Origin of the sequence: Cyanobium sp. Maggiore-St4-Cus, assembly GCF_024345615.1 — a bacterium.
GTDB classification, from domain to species: Bacteria; Cyanobacteriota; Cyanobacteriia; order PCC-6307; family Cyanobiaceae; genus Cyanobium_A; species Cyanobium_A usitatum.
In genome coordinates this window covers 94,086-116,232 of sequence record NZ_JAGQBL010000002.1, presented here as the reverse complement: position 1 = coordinate 116,232, position 22,147 = coordinate 94,086, and the positions used below count along the sequence as shown (strand labels likewise).

Here is a 22,147-nt window from a genome sequence, read left to right as displayed (position 1 = left end):
TGCTTAGGCTCGATTTACCCGCTCCATCCTGGTCTTGGTTCCCCTGCCCGTGCTGCCACCAGTTAATTCAGCCCATCGCCGCACGCTGGCCCCAATAGCTACGCCAGATCGTCTGCTGCTCGGTCCTGGCCCCTCCAATGCCCATCCCACCGTGCTTCAGGCCCTGGCCCGAATGCCGATTGGTCACCTCGACCCCCTCTACGTCGAGCTGATGGGTGAGGTGCAGGAGCTGCTCCGCTACGCCTGGCAGACCGACAACCGCCTCACCATTCCAATGAGCGGCACCGGCAGTGCGGCCATGGAAGCCAGCCTGGCCAACACGATTGAGCCTGGAGACACCGTTTTGGTGGCCGTCAAGGGCTATTTCGGCCTACGTCTGGCCGACATGGCCGGTCGCTACCGGGCCAATGTTGTGACGATCGAGAAGCCCTGGGGGGAAGCATTCAGCCTTGCTGAACTCGAGAACGCCGTAGCCACCCATCGGCCCAAAATTCTGGCCATTGTCCACGCCGAAACATCGACCGGGATCTGCCAGCCCATGGAGGGCGTCGGCGATCTCTGCCGTCAGCACGACTGCCTGCTCTTGCTTGATACCGTCACTTCCCTTGGTGCGGTGCCCCTCTACCTCGATGAATGGAAGGTAGATCTGGCCTACAGCTGCAGCCAGAAGGGCCTCAGCTGTCCTCCAGGACTTGGTCCCTTCACCATGGGCCCGCGAGCCGAAGCAAAAATGATGGCCCGGGCCGGCAAGGTCCCCAACTGGTATTTGGACGTCACCCTGCTGAATCAGTACTGGGGCAGCGATCGGGTGTATCACCATACGGCGCCAGTCAATATGAATTTCGGCATGCGCGAAGCCCTGCGCCTGCTGGCCGAGGAGGGACTGGAGACAGCCTGGGCACGCCACCGCAGCAATTCCGAGCTCCTATGGGCTGGTCTCGAAGCCCTGGGGCTCGAGCTGCATGCTCCGGCAGAACTGCGCCTACCCACCCTCACCACGGTGCGCATCCCCACAGGAGTTGACGGCAAAGCCTTCTCCCAGCACCTGCTCACTAAGCATGGCATTGAGGTAGGTGGAGGCTTGGGAGCGCTGGCGGGCAAGGTTTGGCGGATCGGCTTGATGGGTTACAACAGCCAGCCTGAAAACGTCGACCTCCTGCTCAACCTGTTTGAAACCGAGCTGCCGGCCTTCAGGCCCGCAGTTGCCCCTGCTGCCGTCGCCGCCTAAACCAGCTCGCCAGCAGACCGCTGGCCTCTTCGCCCAAAACCCCTCCGATCACGGTCATGTGGTGATGGGCACTGGGATTGCTGGCTAAGTCAAGGCAACTGCCGAGGGCGCCCCTCTTCGGATCCCTAGCGCCAAAAATGACCGTTCCCATGCGGGCTTGGACCAAGGCACCGGCACACATGGGGCAAGGTTCCAGAGTCACCAGCAAGGTGCAGCCATTAAATCGCCAGTCGCCGCGCAAGCGGGCCGCCTGGCCAAGGGCCACCAGTTCGGCGTGGCCAAGGGGATCGCTGTGTTGTTCGCGCCGATTGCTGCCCCAGCCGATGCAGCGTCCCCTTTCATCGAGCAACACAGCGGCGACGGGAATTTCGCCCTGGTTTCCGGCCCGCTCTGCGTGGCGCAGCAGCAGTTGCATCCACTGGCGCTGCAGCTGGGGCCCTAGTGGGCCCAGGAGTAGGGATGGATCCACTGCTTGCTGCCCCAGCACAAACCCACTTGTAGCCCACCTCCACAGGTGAGAATGGCTTGATCCGATCGGTGTTCGTTGGCTAGCGCCCCCCCTGCCCCGCGGGCCAGCCAGCCCCTGCCCTTTGCCAGTCCGGAGCAGCTAGACCCCAGGCTGCAGGACTTTTTAGAGCAGGCTTCACGGCAGCTCTGCGTGTGGCTTGGTAGCGCTGCCGAACGCTCGCCACTGCCAGGCTTGAGCGTTTTGCCACCGGTGGAGCCGGAAGATCACGGTTTGGCTCCGGAGATGCTGCTCGCCGATCTGCAGCTGGTGATGGATGGGGCCTTCAATCCCAACCACCCCGGTGCCCTTGCCCATCTCGACCCACCGCCTCTGCCGGCCTCGGTGGCTGCAGATTTGATCTGCGCCGGCCTCAACAACAACATGCTGGCTGAGGAATTGTCCCCCAGTTTGAGCCGCCTAGAACGCAGCCTCACGGCCTGGCTGGCTGAGCAGCTAGGCCTGCCTGCGGGTAGTGGCGGTGTGGCCGCCAGCGGCGGCACCCTTTCCAACTTGATGGCTCTGGTGGCGGCGAGACGCCAGCGGGGTCTGGCCATAGACGGCCGGGCGGTGGTGGTAGCAAGCATTGATGCCCATGTCTCCCTCGCTAAGGCTCTGGCGGTTATGGGCCTACCGCCTCAGGCCCTGCGGCCGGTGCCAGTAGATAGCCAGGGCCGACTAGATCCAAGCGCTTTGGAGGTGGAGCTTGATCAACTCGAGCGGGCTGGGCTGCCAGTGATCGCGGTAGTTGCCACCGCTGGCACCACTGTTCGGGGGGCAGTCGACCCCCTCAGTGCGATTGCTGGGATTTGCCAGCGGCGGGGCCTCTGGCTGCATGTGGATGGCGCTATCGGGGCCGTGTTCGGCCTGGTGCCTGCCCACCGCCATCGGGTTGCTGGCCTGGAGCAAGCCGATTCGATCACGATCAATCCCCAGAAACTGCTGGGAATCACCAAAACGTCCTCCCTGCTGTTGCTGGCCCGCCCCCAGACACTGGCGGAGGCGTTTCACACCGGACTGCCCTACATGGAGCCGAGCTGGGGCGGCAGCCACGGCGGTGAAAGTGGCTTGCAGGGCTCCCGCCCCGCCGAAATTCTCAAGCTTTGGCTCGGTTTGCGGCAGCTTGGCCTAGTGGGCATCGAAGCGGTGCTTAATGGGGCTATTCAGCGTCGTCGCCAGCTTCAGGCCTTGCTGACACCCAACGAGCGGCTGCAGCTGGTCGGTGGCTCCTTCCATCTGCTGGCCTTCACTCCCCAGCAACTTGATGCAGCCGACAGCCAGGCTTGGAGCGATCGCACTCGTCAGCACCTGCTCCAAGAGCAGCTGATGCTTTCGCGCCCTCACTACGCCGGGCGCCATCATCTCAAGGCAGTGCTTGGTAACCCCCACACCAAGCAAGCCCACCTTGAGAACCTCGCCAGGGTTGTGCATGCCAGCCTCGATGATCTGTACTGATAACCCTTTCCTCCTTGAGTGAACCCCCTGCTGTGACGAGCTCCGGCCGCGGCCGCTGGGTCGCGATTGTGACTGGCGCAATTTCGGTGCTAATCGGCGTTCTTTATTTGGCCATGATCGTGGTGCTTGATAGCCGGGGACCACTGCAGCCACCGCCACCGGAGGCCTTAGGAGAACTGCCGCTCAGTCGGTCCCAGGCCTTGGCGGCAAACTCCGCTGCTTTGCCTGCAGCGGTTGCACCACCCGGCTGAAGGCGGCCTTAAGGAAGCGACTCATGGCCCCGTCGCGTCGGCTGAGGTCGTATTGCTGCTGCACAACCTCCTGCACACCGCCGTCGCCCCAGTCTTGGTCGCGCTCGAAGTAGGTGATGAAGCTCAGCCCCGCAACCCGGGTGAGCCAGGCAGCGCTGACCGCCTGAATGGCACGGCTCACAACCAGAGCAGGTACGTTCAGGCTTAGGGCCGCACTAAGCAAGCTGACGCCCCCCTTCACCAGCCCGAGGCCAGCCATGGTGCGTCCAACGGAAAGGGCCAGATCCTGGGCACTCTGGCGACTCATGCTGATGCCATAAATACGGGCGATCTCCACCACCATCTGGGCGTTTACAGCTGCGGCACCGAGCAGGTCCAGGCCAGGTAGGGGTGTGACGGCAAGCACCCCGGCTCCGATCCACATGTAGCGATCAACGATTACCTCGCAGTCGCTGCGGCGCTGCCTGGTCAGCAGGGAGCGGCTCGCCTCACTGAGCCGCCGGCACTGCAACAGCAGGTTGTCGGCAATCAGTTCTTCCCCATCGGCGTGGAGCACGGCCGCGATGCGGCGTAACAGGGCATCGACTTCGGCAGCTGGCTGCAAAGGTCGCCCCCCTGGCATAGGCACGCTCTGGGGTGCCGCGCTTGCAGGGATCACGTCTTCGGCCGCAACGTGGTCGCGGCTGCGTTGGCGCAGTAGCTGCAGCAAGCGCGCTTCCTCCTGCTCGCCCCGCAGGTCGCACTTGTTGAGCACCAGCATCAGCCGCTTTCCCAGACCAGCCAGGGCTTCAAAAACCTCAAGCTCGGCGGCGCGCAGGTCGCCGTCCACCACAAGTAGGAGCAGGTCCGCCTTGCTTGCCTGGTCGCGGGCGAGTCGCTCCCGCTCCAGGCCAGCAGCACCTGATTCGAGGATGCCGGGCGTGTCAACTAAAACCACGGCTCGCTGCAGGCTGCGCAGCCGCAGGCGATAGCGCTGGGTTTCGCTGGTGGATCCCATGGCAGCTCCCACCTTGCCCACCAGCTCTTGCAGGAGGGCCCGGATCAGAGAGGTTTTGCCTGCGGACCCTGTACCAAACAGCACAATCACGAGATCGCCCCGTTCCAGCTCGGCCTGCATGCGCTGCCGCTCTTGACGCAGGGCTTCCCGCTCCACCGCATCGCGCACCCGATCGAGGGTTTGATCGATGGCGGCAAGGTTTTGGGCGGCTGCTTCCCGGCGGTTACCCGGTGGCGGCAAGCTGGCAGCCGCACCTGGCCTGGCCTTGCCGGTAATCGTCCGCAGCCACGGCCAGGCCAGTTGCACCAGCAGGAGCACGAAGCCAGCGAAAACAAGGGCAAACAGCGGCTGAACTATCCAGCTCGGCAAATACCAGCTCAGTTGCCAGTAGAGGTTGTTGACCCCCTGCAGCAAGGCGCCAACGGCGATCAGGGCCAGCACAGCCAGGCCGGCGATCATCCACAGGCGGGTGCGGGTGCTCACAACTCAGGCATCAGGGTCGGGCTGCTCGGATGATCTCGCTCCACAGTCCTGCAGCCAAGGAGCTGCTGGCGCGAGTGGGGCTGTTGTCGTCATTACCCAACCAGATACCCACCACCCAATGGCGCTGGGGTTCATAGCCCACAAAGAGCAAATCGCGGCTGTCATTGGTTGTGCCGGTTTTGCCACCCTCCTGACCGCCAAGACTGGCCATCTGGCCCGTACCCCGCTGCACCACTGCTCGAAGCAACTGCTGCATGGCGCGGGCCGTCGCCTCGCTGCTTACCCGGCGTCCCGCCTGGGATGTTGAAGGGACGTTGGCCTGGCGGCACTGGTTTGATGACTGGCCGCTACATGCCTCTCCATCGGTAAGGCGCCGAATTGTGCTGGGGGAATGCCAAACGCCACCGTTGGCGATCGCCGCGTAGGCAGCTGTGAGTTCCAGCAGGGTTACCTCGCTCTGGCCGAGGGCCAATCCGGGCACGGCCGCCAGGGGGCTGGTGAAGCCAAGATCACGGGCTTTCTGCACCAATGCATCAAGACCTACCCGCTGGGCCAGACGCAGCGCTGCCGTGTTGCTACTGATGGCGAAGGCGGATACCAGGCTCAAATTGCCACCACAACCGCTGCTAAAGCTCTGACCGCGCCAGCGCAATGGCGAGCAGCTGATTGGATCACTGGGCTTGCCGCCCCGCTCGAGAGCTACCAAATAGGGAATCAGCTTGAAGGTGCTGCCTGGCTGGCGCAGGGCCATCGTGGCTCGATTGAACTGGCTCTGGCGGTAGTCGCGACCGCCGGCAAGGGCAAGGATGCCGCCGGTGCGCGAATCGAGCACCACCACGGTCCCTTCCCCCACCCCCAGCGACTTGCTGTCGCTAAGTCGTTGACGCAGCAACCGTTCCACCTGCTCCTGCAGGGGTCGATCCAAATAGGTATCGATCAGGAAATTGCCCTCGGCCGCCACCTCTGCCCCCACCAGCTGCTCGAGGTCGCGGCCCACCTGATCTGAATAAAAGGGGACTCCGCGTAGGGAGGTGCTGCTGCGGCAGGCCTGGGGCGAAAGCCGGATTGGGCTACGGCGGCCGCTGCGGGCCTGATCGGCACTGATGCGACCCGTATCTCCCATCTTGGTGAGCACGGCATTGCGGGAGCTCAGAGCCGCCTGGGGATCGAAGCAGGGGTCGTAGCCATTGGGCGAGGGAAGTAGGCCCACCAGTAGGGCGGCCTCCTCAAGCTTTAGGTCGCTGGCGGGCTTACCGAAATAGTGGCGGGAGGCATCCTCAAAACCCCAGCCAACACCTAGATAAACCCGGTTGAGGTAGCTCAGTAGCAAATCCCGCTTGCTGAACCGGGCCTCAAGCTGTAGCGCCACCAGTAGCTCACGCCACTTACGGCCCAGGGTTTCACCTTGACCCACCTGATCGGGGTACAAGCTGCGGGCCAGTTGCTGGGTGAGAGTGCTGCCTCCCTCCAGTACCCGTCCTCCGAGCACGTTGGTAACAAGGGCTCGGCCCGTACCAACCGGGTCGACGCCGGGATGCCACCAGAAGCGGCTGTCCTCACTGGCAAGCAGGGCATCGATCAACACCCGGGGATAGCCCTGCAAGGCTTTGAGCTCCCGATGTTCTTTGGCCTGGGCTGTTGCGATTGCTTTGCCCTGCCGGTCGTAGAGAACCAGCGGCCCTCTCACCGTGGCGAGGCTGCCGCGTATGGGCACCTGGAGTCCGGAGATGACCTGCAGGCCCAGGCCGCCCAGGGCCGCCGCCCCAAGCATCAGGCTCATTGCCCGCAGCAACCTTTGCAGCTGGGGCAGGGGACGGACCTGAAAATCGAGCTCAGGCAGTCCCGCCTCCTGGCTGGGGCCGAAGCGCAGGCTGTCGCCGTCGCGAAGCAACAACTGCTGCACCCGCCTACCCTGCCACCAGAGGCCGTTGGTTGAGCTGTCGTCGCTTAGCAACCAGTGGGATCCGCGCCGCTCCAGCAGGGCGTGCTGGCGGCTGACCGCCGGATGGTCAACGCAAATTTGGCAGTCTTTGTCGCGCCCGATGCGGTAGATGCCCGGGTGCAGGGGCACCAGGCGCGAGGCTTGGCCCGGTAAATGCACCTGGAGTTGGGCTTGCCCGGGCTGGCTGAACCGCTGCCAACGGCGGCCTAGGGCTTCAAACGCTGGCTTGGCCATGGTTACCCAGCAGCTCGATGGCGAAGCAAAGCACCGCCAGGTTGATGGCCACATCGGCCAGGTTGAACACCGGGAAGGAAACCGGCACCAGGGCTAAAAAATCCACCACATAGCCAAGACGCCAGCGATCGAGCCCGTTTCCGAGCGCTCCCCCGAGCAGCAGCCCTATCCCAAGGCTACGGGTGAGGGTCAACTGACCCTGCCTCTGAATCCAGACAGCCACACCAATGGAGACCAGAAGGCTCACCAGGCCAAGTAACTGGGGGTTGCCACTGAACAGGCTGAAGGCAGCTCCGGTGTTGCGGACAAGCTGCAGTGAAAGGAGCCCCGGCAGAAAAGTTGAACTGCTTCCTAGCGGCAGATTGGCAACGGCTAGAGCCTTGCTGAGCTGGTCAAGCAGCAACACCAAGGCAGCGCAGGCGAAGGCGAGGTTGCGCAGCCGTCTCATGACTCCACCAGCAGCAGACGGCGCAGCAGCAGGGCCATCAGGGCTACGGCGCAGCAAAGGAGCAACTGGGGTATCAAGGGCGCCAGGCTGTAGCTGAACAGCAGGATTCCAAGATTTGGTCCCCAGCGGCCAGCAAGTGCTCCAAGCAAGAGGTTGGCTATGCCGCAGACCTGCAGGACGCCCAGCCCGACCACTGCGGCGCCAAATAAACCAAGCAGGTCGTTCATTCCCTGCTGGCGCACGAGCTTGCCGGTGAGCCAGGCCGCCGGGATGAAGCCAGCCAGAAAACCAAAGCCAGGATCCAACAGGTAGGCGGCTCCGCCCCCACCCTGAAACACAGGCAGCTGGAACAGGCCCAGGCTCAGGTAAGCAACTGCTGCGAGCATGCCGCTGCGGGGGCCGCAGACCAAGGCGGTTAGCAGCAGGGCCGGCACCTGCAGGGTGATGGGCAGGGTCGTGAGGTTCAAGCCGCCGCTGGCGGCCGGAAGCGGAGCGGCGGCCTGAATCAGCCCGCCTACCAAGATCAGCAGCAGACCGGCGATTGCGCCGCTCCAGGTGGCTAGGGCCCTCAACTGATCACATCGTTTCTGGCCCCATTTTGGGGGGTCGCGCCAATGGGGCCGCTAACTTCTAGATATCAAGAGAAGCTATGGAAGAGCCACTAGGAGCCGAGTCGTTGGAGCCACTGCCTTTTGGCGTGGAGTCACTGCCTTTTGGTGTGGGAGATGCGGTGCAGCTGAAGGGCCGGCCCAACTATCTAAAAACAGCTGATCCCATGCCGATGTTGCGTCCGCCAGACCTGGTGGACAGCGATGAGCAGGGTCAGGTGCTGGCCATTAAGGCGCGCAATCAACTGGCTGTTCGCTTTCGTCGCGGCACCTTTTTGCTGGAAGCTGACCAACTACATGCTGCCGCGCCTTAATCAGGCACTGGGCACGGCCTATCAGGAACTGAGATCGTGGCGTTGCCAGGCCAGTTCTGCTGCGGTTAGGGCTGGCGCTGGACCACAGATGCTGAGGGAGGGAGCAGAAAGCCTGCGGCGAGCTGCCGCCAGCAAGGTGCCTGCATCCAGATGCTGAGCCCGCTCCAGGCTGTCCTCCACGTAACTCCAGCCCAGGCCATTGCCCAGCACCAGCGCCTGACGATCGGCGATCTGGCCACAGGTCTGGCGCCCCATGGCGTCCTGGCCGCGGTATTTGGCCTTGGCCAAAGCGAGCTCAGGCACGCTCAAGGGCTGATCGAGAACTCGTTGCCACTCCTCCAGAAGAGCGGTGGTGGCCTCCTCTGCCCGCTCGGCGGAAGTGGAGAGGTGCCAGATGAAAGGAGTAGCGCCGCGGCGGGCCGGCATGTGAACCCCAACGTCGTAGGCCAGGCCCCGCTCCTCCCTCATGGTGACGAAAAGACGGCTGGACATGCCCATGCCCAGGTGGGCCTGAAGCAGCCTCAGGGCCAGACCATCCGGATCGCCCAGGGGCACGGTAGCCGTACCCAGCATCAGTACCAATTGCTCAGTGTCCTGCTCCAAGGAGGCAAAGCGCTCCTGCCCGGATGCTGCTCCCGGTCCGGCGCCGGGGCTTGGCGGGGCCGTATTCCAAGGGCACTGATTCAGCAGGGGATTGAGCAGCTGGGGTAGTTCGTCATCCAGATCGCCGCAGGCCACTAAAAGGGCGCCGTTCTGGCCGAGATCAGGCACCAACGCCCCTATCTGTTCGGTGTGCAGGGCAGCTAATTCCCCATCTACACCGAGGGGATCGTGGCCATAGGGCCCATCGCCGTAGAGCATGTGGCGCAGCTGGTCGTGGGCTAGCTGGAACGGATCTTCCCGCTGGCGCTGCAGACTCTGGAGATTCAGGTCCCGCTCTAGCTCGAGTTGGTCAGGGCTGAGCCAGGGCTGCCTGGCCATTGACAGCAACAGGGGCAGCAGCTCGCTCGTGTCGCTGCTGGCGCACTTGAGGCTGATCACCAGGAAGTCTTCGGCGGCTTCAGCACGCAGGGCCGCCCCGCGACCCTCCACTAGGTCGGCCAAGGCTTCTGGCCCATAGTTGCCGCAGCCGCGGGTCATCAAGCCCGCCAGCAATTGACCAGCCCCGCGCTGGCCCGGCAGATCCTGACTGCTGCCTCCCCGTATCCACAGCCGGCAGGCCACGATCGCCGGTCCAGGTCGGCGCTGCCAGATCAGCGGTAGGCCGCCCTGAAGGCTGGTGTGCTGCCAGTTGGCAGAGGATGGATGGGTGCTGGTGCTGGTCATGCCGGCACCGCCTCGAGCACGCAGGCCCGGCTGGGATCCAGCAGGGGAACGGCCTGCTGCAGCAATTCGGACGCACTCCAGCAACCAATCTCTTCTAGTGGCAGCTCCAACCTGTGGTGGCGCCCCCAGAGGCGGTTGTTGCCTATCAGGCCAGCCACGCTGCCAGCGGCCTCTAAACCAAAGCGGTAGCCATTGGCCACCAGCCGCTGGGCTCGCTGCCATTCAGCCTCAGCCATACCCTCCTGCAACAGCTGATACCAGACCGCATCAATCGCTTTGCGAACGGAGGCCAGCTCGTCCGTTTCGCAGATCGCCTCCAGCAGGGCAAAGCTGCCGAACTCCATTACGTGCAGATCGAGATCAATGCTTTCCACGATGCGCAGTTGCTCTCGCAGCCTCTCCACTAAGCGGCTGCGGCGCCCCTCGGCCAGCACGGTTGTGAGAAGGTCTGCGCCCATCACGTCGTGCAGTTGAGAGGCGGGAGGCAGACCCCAGAGCATCAGTAGGCGCGCCGATTCGAGCCGCGGCACTTCGATCCGGTGCTCCCCTGGCTGCACCAGAAGGGCTGGTCGGCGGCAGGGCTCCTCCACCAGCGGCAATTGGGCCAGGCCACTGGCGTCGATGCGTTCGGCCAGGGGCTCCAGCTCGAAGGCGCCGCCCATGGCCAGCACGCAACGGTTGGCGCCATAAAGACGCCGATGGAAGGCGGCCATGGCATCGGGTGTCTGCTCAAGAAGCAGTTCGCGCTGGCCCAGGATCGGTTCGCCGTAGGCATGCTTTGGGCAGCCAAGTCGAAGTAACTGCTGCAGAGCGATTTCATCGGGCTGATCTTCGCTTTGGGCCAGCTCCTCGAGCACCACCTGCCTCTCCATGTCGAAGGCTGCGGCATCGAGGCGGGGATGCAGCACCAGATCAAGCAGTAGGTCGAGGGCGTCTGCAGCCGCCTCCGGTGGGATCAAAACGTGGTAGTGAACGTCGTCGAAGCCGGTGGCGGCATTGCTGTTGCCACCCATCGCCTCGATGCGAAGGTCGAATTCACCAGGCCCAAGCCGCTCGCTGCCCTTGAACACCATATGTTCAAGGAAATGGGCCATGCCGCTTTCTGCGGCAGATTCAAAAACGCTGCCTGCCCGGCACCAAAAGTCGAGGCAAACCAGCGGCGAGTCGGGCAAGGACAGGCTGACCACGGTGGCGCCGTTGGCAAGAAGTTGGTCGCTGGGATTAGCCAGCCCTGGCAGCAGGGGCTGGGATGGGGCCAGGGGCAAGGCTCAGATGCGTGGCAGGATCTGCATTCTGCTGGCTGCACCTCCTGTCGTGAGTTCCGCCCCCGCTTCGTCTCAGAGTCCCGACGCTGGCCCCGAGGGCTTTGGCGCCGAAAGCGGCGCGATTCACCCCCTGATGGAGGCCCTAGCGGCGCGGATTCGTACGTTCTGGCAGGGCCTGCCCGAATTGGAAGCGTTTGCGGTTTCTGCCGATCTCGAAGCCATCAGTGGCAGCCTCGATGGCGAATCGCTATTCATACGCAATGAGCTGCGTCGCTGCCTAGGACTGCGCAAGCTGCACCTAGAAACCGCTCGCCTTGGAGCGGGATTGCAGATTTTGCACTGCGTACTCTTCCCGGATCCCCGCTTCGACCTACCTGTTTTTGGGGCAGACATCGTGGCCGGCCCGGCCGGGGTCTCCGCCGCCATTGTCGACCTATCGCCAGTTTGCGGGGAGCTACCAGTTGGTATCGCCGAAGCTCTTGCTGCCATGCCCCGCATCAGCTTTGAACAGGAACGGGAGCTGCCGGGCTGGGCGTCAATTTTTTCGCCCTACGTTCGCTTTGTGAGACCCACGAGCGCCGCTGAGGAGGCCGGGTTTCTAGATGAGGTCAGCGGCTACCTCGATGTGCTGGCGTCGGCCATAGCCACCAGCGAGGCTCAGGCACCAACCCACCCAGCTACGCTTGCCAGATGGCAGGGTCAGCTCCGGTATTGCAAGCAACAGAAACAAAACGACAAGACTCGCCGGGTGCTGGAGAAGGCCTTCAACCCGGAGTGGGCCGATCGTTACATTGAGGAGTTGTTGTTCGACGATCCGCCAGCACCGTGAAGAGCGTCTTGCTGGGAGTTAACCGGCTTTGGTGGGTCGGCGGAGCGGCCTTGGTGTTGATTTTGGCTGTCGCCCTAGTCCGCCAGCAGCGACCATCGCCAGTGACTGAACCGGTGGTTGCCGTCACTCCTAGTAATCAGGAAGCGGTGGCAGCGCTTGGCCGGCTGGAGCCGGCTGGTGATGTGCGCTTGCTGGCGGCCCCCATCAGCGGCATCGGCGGTAGCCCCCGTATCTCCGAGCTTTTGGTTGAGGAAGGCGACCGCGTGAGCAGTGGCCAGCTGCTGGCTCGCTTTGACACAGCACCCACCCTTGTGGCCCAACAACGTCTAATCGAGGCTCGTCTTCGCAACCTTGACACCAGATTGGCTGTACAAACCCGCGACGTCCGTCGCTACCGCCAGCTGAGTCGTTCCGGCGCCATACCCAGCGGTGAGCTTGACAACCGGGAGACGGACCTGCTCAAGCTTCAGGGGGATCGCAACGAGGCATGGGCTGAACGCGAGAAACTCAAAGCTGAGTTGCTGCTTACCGAACTACGGGCGCCCATGGCTGGCACCGTGCTCAAACTCCATGCACGAGTTGGAGAGCGCCCGACTGAAACAGGCGTACTTGAACTCGGCGCCAGCAACCGCATGCAGGCCTTGGTTGAGATCTACGAAAGTGACATCGACCGAGTGCGCCTTGGCCAGAGCGTCTCTTTGATTAGCGAAAACGGTGGTTATCAAGGCACCCTTACTGGCGAGGTGATTCGCATTAGTCCCCAGGTGCGGCAGCGTTCAGTGCTTTCGACCGATCCCACCGGAGACGCCGATGCGAGGGTTGTGGAGGTGCGGGTGGCCCTAGATCCTGCTGATAGCCAGCGGGTGCGTGATCTGACGGGCTTAAAGGTGATTGCGCGCCTCGCTGCCACCAGGGCGCCTGGGCAGCCCTGATGCTTGGCCGTATCTGGCAGGGCCGCCGCATTCCCCTTGCCTGGCTGCTCTTGACTCGCCAGCCCGTGCGCCTGGCTGTCGCCCTGGCTGGCATCGCCTTCGCCGGCATCTTGATGTTTATGCAGCTGGGCTTCAGGGACGGCCTGTTTGATGCCAGCGTCACTATTCACCGCCTCTTTGACACCGACCTGGTGTTAATCAGCCCCCGTTCCAGCAGCTCGGTGAGCATGGCCGGCTTTCCCCGCCGCCGTCTTGTGCAGGCCATGGCAGATCCAGATGTGGAGGGGATTACTCCGGTTCACTGGAATTTGCTGCTTTGGCGCAACCCAGACACCAAGGCAACCCGCTCAATTCTCACCCTGGGCTTTGAACCTGCCGATCCCCTATTCACCGACCCCAGCCTCGCGCCTAAGGCAAAGCTTTTGCAGGATCGGGGCCGAGTGCTGTTTGATGAGCTCTCCAGGCCAGAGTTTGGGCCTGTAGCGGAATGGTTTCGCGGCGGACGCACCGTCGAAAGCGAGATCAATGGCAAGAAAGTAAGGGTGGCAGGCCTGGTGGGGCTCGGCACCTCCTTTGGCGCTGATGGCAATCTGCTCACCAGCCAGGAGACCTATCTCCAGTTACTGCCAAATACTGCTCCAGGCAGCATTGAGGTGGGCCTGATCCGCTTGCAAGCTGGGGCCGATGCCGATGCGGTGGTCAAAAGGCTGAAGCGGGATTTACCCGATGACGTCAGCGTGCTGACCAAAGCAGGCTTTATCGCTTTTGAGCAGGACTACTGGAGATCTAGCACCTCGATCGGTTTTATCTTCACCCTCGGTGCTGCCATGGGCTTCGTGGTGGGCTGTGTAATCGTCTACCAGATTTTGTATTCGGACGTCAGCGATCACCTGCCGGAATACGCCACCTTGATGGCGATGGGCTACCGGCTCCCCACCCTGCTTGGAGTGGTGGCTAGGGAGGGGATGCTGCTGGCTGTGTTCGGCTATCTACCTGCCTACGCCGCCGGCCAGGGTCTCTATTTACTGGTGCGCAATGCCACCCAGCTACCTGTATCAATGAATCTGACCAGGGCACTGACGGTCTTCATCATGATTTTGGTGATGTGTATGGGCTCGGCAACCCTGGCGATGCGGCGCCTTGGTGATGCAGACCCCGCGGAGATTTTTTGATGGCTGCGATGGTGCGCCTGGAAGGCTTGAGGCACTCATTTGGCAGTGGAGTCAATCGCCGCCAGGTGCTCCAGGACATCAGCCTTTGCGTCAATCCCGGTGAGGTGGTGCTGCTTACCGGCCCCTCCGGCTGCGGCAAAACAACCCTGTTGACACTGATTGGAGCCCTGCGGCAGGTGCAGGAAGGCTCGGTACAGGTGTTTGGCGAGGAGCTCAGGGGAGCTAGCCGCGCCGCCCGGCTCAAGTTGCGCCGCAGGATCGGCATGATCATTCAGGGCCACAACCTGCTCAGGTGCCTTACGGCAGAGCAAAACGTACAGATGGGTGCAGACCTGCTCCAAGGGCTCAGTTATCGAGCCCGTAGGGATAGATCTCGGGAATGGTTGCGGGCCGTGGGGTTGAGTGACCATCTCGGCAAGCTGCCCCATGATCTCTCCGGTGGGCAGAAGCAAAGGGTTTCGATCGCCCGGGCTCTAGCCGCCAGGCCCCAGCTCCTATTGGCCGATGAGCCCACGGCATCTCTAGACTCCCGTACCGGGCGTGAGGTGGTCGAGCTGCTTAAGGGGCTAGCCAAGGACCAGGGTTGCGGTGTGTTGATGGTGACCCACGACCCCCGGATTCTTGATGTGGCAGACCGTCTTGTGCAGATGGAGGACGGTCAGTTGAGCAACGGCGCCTTCGCAATTGAGTAGAGTGGAGGATCGCATCTCCCCAACACGCCGCTCGCATGGCTAAGCGCAGGAATCTCAAGAAGGAAAAGCAAGAGCGGAATCGCTCCTACGCGCGCAAATTCAAGAAGCGCAAGCTGCGCAACGACGGCCGCGGTGAAGGCGCCGGCAATGGTGTGACCGGCACAGCCAACAACGGTGGCGCCGCCGACTGATCGGTGCAGCCCTTGCACCGCTGAGGGGATCCGGAAGGATCCCCTTTTTGCTGTTTAGACCCTCGCGGCGACCCCGATGTTCCTCAGCGTCGTCATCCCCACCTACAACCGCCTGCCGATCCTGCAGAAGTGCCTGCTGGCCCTTGAGGCCCAGGATCCTGCAGCGGAGATCACGGGCTATGAGGTTGTACTCGTCGACGATGGCTCAACCGATGCCACCGTTAGCTGGCTGCGGCAGCACAGCCTGCAGCTGCCGCACCTGCGACTGATCGAGCAGGAACACGGTGGGCCGGCTCAGGGCCGCAATCGGGGTGTGGAGGCAGCCCGCGGCGACGTGGTCGTTTTCATTGACAGCGACCTGGTGGTCACCCCCAGCTTTTTGCGTTGCCACGCTGCAGCCCTGGAGCGCGAGTGGCAGCGGCGAGGCAACCGCCGCTGTTTCACCTATGGGGCCGTCATAAACACCGCAAATTTCCAGGATCCCTGCAGCGAACCACACAAGCTTCAGGATTATTCCTTTGCCTATTTCGCCACCGGCAACGTGGCGATCGATCGCCAGCTGCTTGAGCAGGCCGGCCTGTTTGACACGCGCTTCCGTTTGTATGGCTGGGAAGACCTGGAGCTCGGCGAAAGACTGCGGCGGCTTGGAGTTGGCCTGGTGCGCTGCCCGGAGGCCGTTGGCTATCACTGGCATCCGGCGCTGAATTTGGAACAGATACCTGATTTGATTCGGGTGGAGCGGGAGAGAGCAAAAATGGGACTGGTCTTCTACCAAAAGCACCCAACCCGGCGGGTGCGGCTGATCATTCAGTTCACTTGGATGCATCGCCTGCTCTGGGAGGCGCTCACCTTGGGCGGCCTGCTCAACGAACACAGCCTGCGGCCCCTGCTGGCCTGGTTGATCCGCCGCGGCCATCCCGGTGTGGCAATGGAGCTGTTGCGAGTGCCACTCAACCGGCTGGGAGTGCGGGCCCTGTTTGCAGAAGCCAAAGCAATCAAGGGCTCAGGTCCAGCCCCTAGCCCTATTTGATAGGGTACTTTCGTACAAATCACACCGCACACCTGCGTGTTTCGGGTGATCCGAGCAGCAATGCCCGTCGACCCTTCTGGTCGTTCGGGTTGTTTTGGATCCCTGGCAGGTGGAGGCAAACCCGAAACCCCAACCCCAAATTATGGCTGTTGTAACTCTTGCCGAGATGATGGAGGCAGGTGCCCACTTTGGGCACCAAACGCGCCGGTGGAATCCCAAGATGTCGCGCTACATCTATTGCGCGCGCAACGGGGTTCACATCATTGATCTGGTGCAGACCGCCGTCTGCATGAACAACGCCTACAAGTGGACTCGTAGTGCGGCCCGCAGTGGCAAGCGCTTCCTGTTTGTTGGTACCAAGAAGCAGGCCTCTGAAGTGATTGCCCTGGAGGCCACCCGTTGCGGCGCCTCCTATGTCAACCAGCGCTGGCTGGGCGGCATGCTCACCAACTGGACCACGATGCGTGCTCGCATCGATCGGCTCAAGGATCTGGAGCGCATGGAAAGTTCGGGCGCCATCGCTATGCGTCCTAAGAAGGAAGCTGCTGTGCTGCGCCGTGAACTGGAGCGCCTGCAGAAGTATCTGGGTGGTTTGAAAAACATGCGTCGCCTGCCCGACGTAGTCGTGCTGGTCGATCAGCGCCGTGAAACCAACGCCGTGCTTGAAGCTCGCAAGCTTGATATTCCCTTGGTGTCCATGCTCGACACCAACTGCGATCCCGACCTCTGCGACGTGCCGATCCCCTGCAATGACGACGCCGTTCGTTCCGTGCAGCTGGTACTTGGCCGCCTTGCCGATGCCATCAACGAAGGCCGCCACGGAGCTCAAGATCAGGGCCGTGACGACGAGGGCTGATCCCCTTCCCTCTTATCGTTCACAACTTAGTAACCCGTACCCCATACCAACCCATGGCTGAGATTTCGGCAAAGCTGGTTAAAGAACTGCGCGATAAAACCGGCGCAGGAATGATGGACTGCAAGAAGGCGCTCTCTGAATGTGGTGGTGATGCCACCAAAGCCACCGAATGGCTGCGCCAGAAGGGCATTGCGACCGCTGAGAAAAAGGCTGGACGCACCGCCGCTGAAGGTGCCGTGGGCAGCTACATCCACACTGGCGCTCGTGTGGGCGTGCTGGTGGAGGTCAACTGCGAAACCGACTTCGTTGCCCGTGGCGACGTCTTCCAGGAATTGCTGCGCAATGTGGCCATGCAGATCGCTGCCTGTCCTGGTGTGGAGTACGTAAGCACCGATCAGATTCCTGCTGAGATTTCTGAGCGCGAAAAGTCCATCGAGATGGGTCGTGATGATCTCGAGGGCAAACCAGAGCAGATGAAGGTCAAGATCGTTGAGGGCCGAATTGGCAAGCGCCTCAAGGAACTAGCCCTGCTAGATCAGCCTTTCATCAAAGACAGCGCTGTCACCGTGGCGGAGATGGTGAAGCAGGTGGCCGGCAAGGTAGGCGAAAACATCCAGGTGCGTCGCTTCACCCGCTTCACCCTTGGTGAGGGCATTGAGGTGGAGAAATCTGATTTCGCGGCCGAAGTGGCAGCCATGAGCCAGACGGCCTGATCAGCAAGCTAGTGACCCCATTGGAGGCTGCCCATCAGCAGCTTGAGGATCTGGAATCCCAGCTGGGGGCCTCCAACCCCCAGCTCTATCGCCACTTGGCTCTCTATCTCCAGGTGCTCAGAGACGGCCTGTTGAACAGTGTTCAACAGGCTTGTTTTCATGTTGCGACCCAAGTGCATCCTGATCGTTACAGCGATCTGGATGGCAACAAGCGCCGGGTGCTGCATCGGCGCATCCGCAACCTGGTGCAGAGGGCTAGCAGCTTGTTCACAGTTGAGCAGACCGCCCACCTAGCCGCTCAGATAGCCAGCGAACACAACAAGCAACGCAGCCGCCAGCGCAGCAGGCTGCTGGCGGCCCTGGGAGGGGACGACTCTGAATCAGAGGAGCACGACCAGGCTGAGGAGACTCCAGCAAGGGGATCAATCAACCTTGGAATGGCCCTTCCCATTGGAGCTGACTTCCTCAGCCCCTCCAGCTTCACCCTCCGCCCCCCGGTTGAGCTGGCGGAGCCCAATAGCAATCACACAGGGGCTGAGATCGAGGAAGCGGACGAGCAATTTGAAGAGGTAGATGGCCAGCAAGACCGTGAGGTGACGATGCGGGCCATGGCGGAAGCCTTCAGCGAATGGTTGGTGGAGCCGTCCAACCGGACTCCTACGCCATGGGACGGAGGGCGCCTACCTTCAGACCCTGCGCTGCTGCTCGCCTGGATCGCCGGCTTTGAGCAGGCTCTCAGCCGCCGTCTGCGCAATCTCTCCCACGCTCTCAACGTTGAGCTAATGCGGCTTGGGATAACCACAACCTTGTTGCCTGTCAGCCTGCTTGATGCTGCTCTTACAGCGCAATTGGAGAGCCTGGAAGCTCCAGCGAATCTGCTGCGCTTGCCCCTGCCCTTCGGCCCGGAGCCTGCAGCCGGTCGCCTTGAAGCTATAGCGGTGCTGCTTCGACCTGCTGACCTGGAGCATTCCCTGCCCAAATTGCACACCTGTCGAACGCGGATCCAGCAGCACCGGCAGGAGGTGCGCAGAATGGCTCAGCACTATCGCCGTCTCAGGCGGCGGGTTCAGGCATTAGAGGCGGAACAGCTGTGGCTGCAGGACATCAACCCAGTCCAGAGCCTGCCGAGCTGCCCGGACTAGAGGCCTGGCTGCGGGCTCTGCAGCAAGCCCTGCAGGTGGAGGCCAACAGGGGATTTATCGACCTGAAGGGCCGTCAAACCTGCTTCAGCAGCTTTGTGGTGCAGCAATTGCAACTGCGGCCGCAGGATCTGCCTGCCGAAGCCCTGCAGCGCTTACTTGATCTTTCAGCTGGTTTTCAGTCCTATGGCGAGTTGCCTCTAGCCAGGCGCCAGAGCCTGGTGCGAACGGCTAGGGAAAGGCTGCATGCCCTACGCCAGGCCCAGCAGCCAGTGCTGGCGATGGCGCCACCCCGGCTGCGGCTGGTATCAAACTCAACAGTCGCCGGCAAGGCCCCCAATTCAGCCAGCCTCAATGCCGATACGCCCCTCTCGGAAGTTCGCGGGGTTGGCCCCAAGACCGCCAGCCGTTTAGCCCAGCTCGGCTTACTGCTGGTGCGCGACCTGGTGCACTACTACCCGCGTGACTATCTCGACTACGCCAATCTCGTGCGGATCAACGGGCTCAAACCGGGAACCACCGCAACGATTGTGGCAACGGTGCGCCGCAGCCATGCCTTTGCCAGCCCGCGCAATCCCAATCTTTCGATTCTCGAACTTCACCTAGTCGATTGCACTGGGCGGATCAAGGTGACTCGCTTTTTTGCCGGGCAGCGCTTTTCCAGTCCTGGTTGGCTGCAATCCCAGCAACGCCTTTTTCCAGTTGGAGCCACCGTGGCCGTCAGTGGTCTGGTCAAGGAAACCCCCTATGGGCCGGCGTTTCAGGATCCATTAATGGAGGTATTGGAGTCGCCCCAGTCACCGGTGCGCTCCGAAACGATCGGCAGGCTCCTGCCTGTCTACGGCCTCACTGAAGGATTGGGTGCAGACCGGCTGCGCCAGGTGGTCGAAGCCGTGATTCCCTTAGTGAGTAGCTGGCCAGATCCCCTGCCTGAGGCCCTGCGCCGCAGCCAGAAGCTGATGGGCCGCTCCGAAGCGCTTACCCAGATCCATGGGCCCAGCAGCCAGGAGCAGCTGCAGGCAAGCCGCCGCCGCCTGGTGTTTGATGAGTTTTTGCTGCTGCAGTTGGGCCTGGCCCAACGGCGCCGCCAACTGAGCCTGAGACCTGCTCCACCACTGGCTTTGCCCCCTGGTGGCGAGGGCCTGGTGCATAGATTTCTGACCATCCTGCCCTTTGGTCTTACCGGTGCCCAGCAAAGGGTGCTGGCTGAGATCCGCGCCGATCTGGCCCGCCCCCAGCCCATGGCCCGTTTGGTGCAAGGGGATGTGGGCAGTGGCAAAACCGTTGTTGCCCTGGCGTCCCTACTCACTGCGATCGAGGCGGGCTGCCAAGGGGCTCTGATGGCCCCTACCGAGGTGCTGGCCGAACAGCACTACCGCAAGCTGGCTGAATGGCTGCCCCAGTTGCACGTCACTTCAGCTCTTCTCACTGGCTCCACCCCAGCTCCGCGACGGCGCCAGCTGCTGCAGGATCTAGTCAACGGTCAGCTGCAACTGCTGGTGGGTACCCACGCCCTGCTGGAGGACCCAGTGCTGTTCGATCGGCTTGGTTTGGTTGTCGTTGATGAACAGCACCGCTTTGGGGTGCGCCAGCGCAATCGCTTACTGGCCAAAGGGCTGCAGCCCCATCTGCTGACGATGACGGCTACACCAATTCCTCGCACCCTGGCTCTGTCTCTTCATGGCGATCTGGATGTCAGCCAGATCGACGAATTACCCCCAGGACGCCAGCCAATCAGCACCAGCATGATCAAAGGCAGTCAGCGCCAGCGGGGCTATGAGCTGATCCGCGAGCAAGTGGCCCTTGGGCAGCGGGCCTATGTGGTGTTGCCGCTGGTGGAGGAGTCGGAGAAGCTCGAGCTGCGCTCGGCTGTGGAGGTGCACCGCCAGCTAAGTGAGGAGGAGTTTCCGGATTTAGCGGTGGGGCTATTGCATGGCCGGCTAAGCAGCGCTGAGAAGCAGGCTGCCATCGGCGCCTTCGCCAGCGGACAAACCCAGGTGCTTGTAAGCACCACGGTCGTGGAGGTGGGGGTTGATGTGCCGGAGGCCAGCGTGATGGTGATTGAACATGCTGAACGCTTCGGCCTTGCCCAGTTGCACCAGCTGCGGGGTCGAGTGGGGCGGGGAGCTGCCTCCTCCTACTGCCTGTTGATCAACGACAGCAGCAACGTGCTGGCCCGCCAGCGGCTGGAGGTGCTGGTGCGCACCAGCGATGGCTTTGAAATAGCCGAGATGGATCTGCGCCTGCGGGGGCCAGGCCAGGTATTAGGTACACGCCAGAGCGGCTTGCCTGATTTGGCACTAGCGAGTCTCACCGAAGATGGAACTGTGCTCGAAGAAGCCCGCGACGTAGCCCGCATGATCACAGCCGCTGATCCGGAATTACAGCAGCATCAGGGGTTAGCCCATGCCCTGGCTGAGCAGCGTCGCCGCCAGATGGATCAAGCGGCCCGGCTTAACTAGCCACCAAAACGCCCCAGGATGAGATGGCGAGCTGCCTACCTAGGCGGATAGGTAGTCGGAAACCTGCCCTGATAAATCACGCATAGAAGCAACAGCCCGACGCTCTAGACCGCGGGCAGTATCACGGCTGATACCAAGTTCGCGGGCCACCGCTGACAAGCTCAAAGCCGTCTCCTGGTCGATGCCGTAACGCATCTTCAGTAATTGGGCTTCCTGTTCAGGCAGCTGATCCAGCAACTTACGGATATTGCTCTTGAGGCAATTTTCTAGGGCTAATTGATCTGGCTGTACCCCGTCGCAGGCTACTTTGTCAAGCAGATTGATGGCTTCCCCTTCGGCTGTGGTGTAATCGCAGCTGAGCGGCTGAACGGCTCGAAACATCAGCTCCTCTACGTCCAGTTCAGACATGCCTACGGCTGAAGCAAGCTCATGAAGCCTGGGCGGACGGCCTAATAGCTGGGTAAGCTCTCGCTGACAGCGTTTGAGCTTGCTGAGGGCGGCCGTTATTGGTGCTGGTAGGCGAATCGTGCGGCTCTTGTTCTTGATTGCTTGAGTGATCCCCTCCCGTATCCACCAGTAGGCGTAGGTAGAAAACTTATATCCACGACTGGGATCAAATTTTTCCACGCCTCGCACCAGGCCAATCGTGCCTTCCTGGATCAGATCTGCAAGCTCAAAGCTGCTGTTGGTGTAGTTCTTGGCGATTGACACCACCAAGCGCAGATTCGCCGAAACCATTCTTTCCTTGGCCTGCCTGCCATCTCGGATCCTGGCTTGAAGCTCATCTTTTTCCAGATCGGCAGCAACAGCAAACTCTTGGTCATTAGGGGCAACCCCGCCAGCCCTCAAGGTGAGCTCCTCGCGAACCTCATCGAGTGCGACCAGTTGTTGAACTTGGCGCCCAAGGGTGATCTCCTGCTCGGCGCTCAACAACGGCACCCTGCTGATGTCGCGCATGTAGGAGCGCAACAAATCTCGGCCATGGCTGCCATCTAGGGGGTGATCGCCGCTCAAAACGAAGCGAGTGGGCATGGGCGAGGTCTGGGTGATCGTCAGAGTTTCGAAACCTTAAGAG

The 22,147-nt window shown here is 62.1% G+C and carries 21 protein-coding genes; 13 read left to right on the top strand and 8 right to left on the bottom strand.

The genetic code is table 11. From position 1 onward, the window contains the following. The first annotated feature begins 34 nt into the window (after positions 1-34). Entirely contained in the window at positions 35-1,228 is a 1,194-nt protein-coding gene (locus tag KBY99_RS02300) for a pyridoxal-phosphate-dependent aminotransferase family protein (protein ID WP_409996516.1), read from the top strand. Here the strand turns inward: KBY99_RS02300 and KBY99_RS02295 are convergent. After that, positions 1,191-1,643 (bottom strand): nucleoside deaminase, encoded by a 453-nt coding sequence (locus KBY99_RS02295; protein WP_409996521.1) that lies wholly within the window; start codon positions 1,641-1,643, stop codon positions 1,191-1,193. The genes KBY99_RS02300 and KBY99_RS02295 overlap by 38 nt on opposite strands. A 129-nt stretch (positions 1,644-1,772) precedes the next feature. Here KBY99_RS02295 and KBY99_RS02290 point away from each other — a divergent pair, with 129 nt between their 5' ends. Next, positions 1,773-3,188 carry a pyridoxal phosphate-dependent decarboxylase family protein gene (locus KBY99_RS02290; protein WP_254997083.1) on the top strand — a complete coding sequence of 472 codons (1,416 nt, stop codon included), beginning with the start codon at positions 1,773-1,775 and terminating at the stop codon, positions 3,186-3,188. Positions 3,189-3,371: 183 nt separating this feature from the next. Here the strand turns inward: KBY99_RS02290 and KBY99_RS02285 are convergent, their stop codons facing one another. The 4 genes from KBY99_RS02285 to KBY99_RS02270 are packed head-to-tail and all read right to left on the bottom strand — an operon-like array spanning position 3,372 to position 8,115. After that, positions 3,372-4,919 (bottom strand): DUF697 domain-containing protein, encoded by a 1,548-nt coding sequence (locus KBY99_RS02285; RefSeq protein WP_409996515.1) that lies wholly within the window; start codon positions 4,917-4,919, stop codon positions 3,372-3,374. A gap of 10 nt (positions 4,920-4,929) precedes the next feature. Further along, the gene (locus KBY99_RS02280; protein WP_254997082.1) at positions 4,930-7,095 is read right to left on the bottom strand and encodes a transglycosylase domain-containing protein; all 2,166 of its coding nucleotides are present in this window, start codon (positions 7,093-7,095) and stop codon (positions 4,930-4,932) included. Next, positions 7,076-7,543, bottom strand: a complete 468-nt coding sequence (gene lspA, locus KBY99_RS02275) for a signal peptidase II (protein WP_254997081.1) — start codon at positions 7,541-7,543, stop codon at positions 7,076-7,078. Before lspA ends, KBY99_RS02280 begins: the two co-directional genes overlap by 20 nt. Beyond that, positions 7,540-8,115 (bottom strand): biotin transporter BioY, encoded by a 576-nt coding sequence (locus tag KBY99_RS02270; protein ID WP_254997080.1) that lies wholly within the window; start codon positions 8,113-8,115, stop codon positions 7,540-7,542. Before KBY99_RS02270 ends, lspA begins: the two co-directional genes overlap by 4 nt. 125 nt (positions 8,116-8,240) lie before the next feature. On the opposite strand from KBY99_RS02270, the gene KBY99_RS02265 reads away from it, so the two are divergent. Beyond that, positions 8,241-8,465 carry a DUF3148 domain-containing protein gene (locus KBY99_RS02265; protein WP_315857936.1) on the top strand — a complete coding sequence of 75 codons (225 nt, stop codon included), beginning with the start codon at positions 8,241-8,243 and terminating at the stop codon, positions 8,463-8,465. Between the two features lie 21 nt (positions 8,466-8,486). Here the strand turns inward: KBY99_RS02265 and KBY99_RS02260 are convergent, their stop codons facing one another. Then, on the bottom strand, positions 8,487-9,791 hold the full coding sequence (locus tag KBY99_RS02260) for a M16 family metallopeptidase (RefSeq protein WP_254997078.1): 1,305 nt from the start codon (positions 9,789-9,791) through the stop codon (positions 8,487-8,489). Beyond that, complete coding sequence (locus tag KBY99_RS02255) at positions 9,788-11,056, bottom strand: M16 family metallopeptidase (RefSeq protein ID WP_254997076.1); 1,269 nt, start codon at positions 11,054-11,056, stop codon at positions 9,788-9,790. The genes KBY99_RS02260 and KBY99_RS02255 overlap by 4 nt, the downstream gene beginning before the upstream one ends. Before the next feature lie 49 nt (positions 11,057-11,105). On the opposite strand from KBY99_RS02255, the gene KBY99_RS02250 reads away from it, so the two are divergent. The 10 genes from KBY99_RS02250 to recG all read left to right on the top strand — a co-directional run bounded on the left by KBY99_RS02250 (position 11,106) and on the right by recG (position 21,072). Next, positions 11,106-11,885, top strand: a complete 780-nt coding sequence (locus KBY99_RS02250; protein ID WP_409996514.1) for a phycocyanobilin:ferredoxin oxidoreductase — start codon at positions 11,106-11,108, stop codon at positions 11,883-11,885. Continuing rightward, complete coding sequence (locus KBY99_RS02245) at positions 11,882-12,817, top strand: HlyD family efflux transporter periplasmic adaptor subunit (RefSeq protein WP_254997072.1); 936 nt, start codon at positions 11,882-11,884, stop codon at positions 12,815-12,817. Before KBY99_RS02250 ends, KBY99_RS02245 begins: the two co-directional genes overlap by 4 nt. Beyond that, positions 12,817-13,989, top strand: coding sequence for an ABC transporter permease DevC (gene devC, locus KBY99_RS02240; RefSeq protein ID WP_254997071.1), 1,173 nt, complete (start codon positions 12,817-12,819; stop codon positions 13,987-13,989). Before KBY99_RS02245 ends, devC begins: the two co-directional genes overlap by 1 nt. After that, the gene (locus KBY99_RS02235) at positions 13,989-14,681 is read left to right on the top strand and encodes an ATP-binding cassette domain-containing protein (protein ID WP_254997070.1); all 693 of its coding nucleotides are present in this window, start codon (positions 13,989-13,991) and stop codon (positions 14,679-14,681) included. Before devC ends, KBY99_RS02235 begins: the two co-directional genes overlap by 1 nt. Before the next feature lie 35 nt (positions 14,682-14,716). Continuing rightward, a complete protein-coding gene (locus KBY99_RS02230) occupies positions 14,717-14,872 on the top strand; it encodes a hypothetical protein (protein WP_011129965.1) in 156 nt (51 codons plus the stop codon). A gap of 76 nt (positions 14,873-14,948) precedes the next feature. Beyond that, complete coding sequence (locus tag KBY99_RS02225) at positions 14,949-15,902, top strand: glycosyltransferase family 2 protein (protein ID WP_254997068.1); 954 nt, start codon at positions 14,949-14,951, stop codon at positions 15,900-15,902. Positions 15,903-16,044: 142 nt separating this feature from the next. Then, the gene (rpsB, locus tag KBY99_RS02220; RefSeq protein ID WP_094559589.1) at positions 16,045-16,758 is read left to right on the top strand and encodes a 30S ribosomal protein S2; all 714 of its coding nucleotides are present in this window, start codon (positions 16,045-16,047) and stop codon (positions 16,756-16,758) included. Positions 16,759-16,811: 53 nt separating this feature from the next. Further along, positions 16,812-17,471, top strand: coding sequence for a translation elongation factor Ts (tsf, locus tag KBY99_RS02215; RefSeq protein ID WP_106501824.1), 660 nt, complete (start codon positions 16,812-16,814; stop codon positions 17,469-17,471). 11 nt (positions 17,472-17,482) lie between these two features. Continuing rightward, positions 17,483-18,613: a hypothetical protein gene (locus tag KBY99_RS02210; protein ID WP_254997066.1), complete on the top strand. Its 1,131-nt coding sequence runs from the start codon at positions 17,483-17,485 to the stop codon at positions 18,611-18,613. Further along, positions 18,562-21,072, top strand: coding sequence for an ATP-dependent DNA helicase RecG (gene recG / locus KBY99_RS02205; RefSeq protein ID WP_254997065.1), 2,511 nt, complete (start codon positions 18,562-18,564; stop codon positions 21,070-21,072). The genes KBY99_RS02210 and recG overlap by 52 nt, the downstream gene beginning before the upstream one ends. A 39-nt stretch (positions 21,073-21,111) precedes the next feature. On the opposite strand, the gene KBY99_RS02200 is transcribed toward recG, so the two are convergent. Beyond that, entirely contained in the window at positions 21,112-22,104 is a 993-nt protein-coding gene (locus tag KBY99_RS02200; RefSeq protein WP_254941075.1) for a sigma-70 family RNA polymerase sigma factor, read from the bottom strand. Positions 22,105-22,147 lie beyond the last annotated feature (43 nt).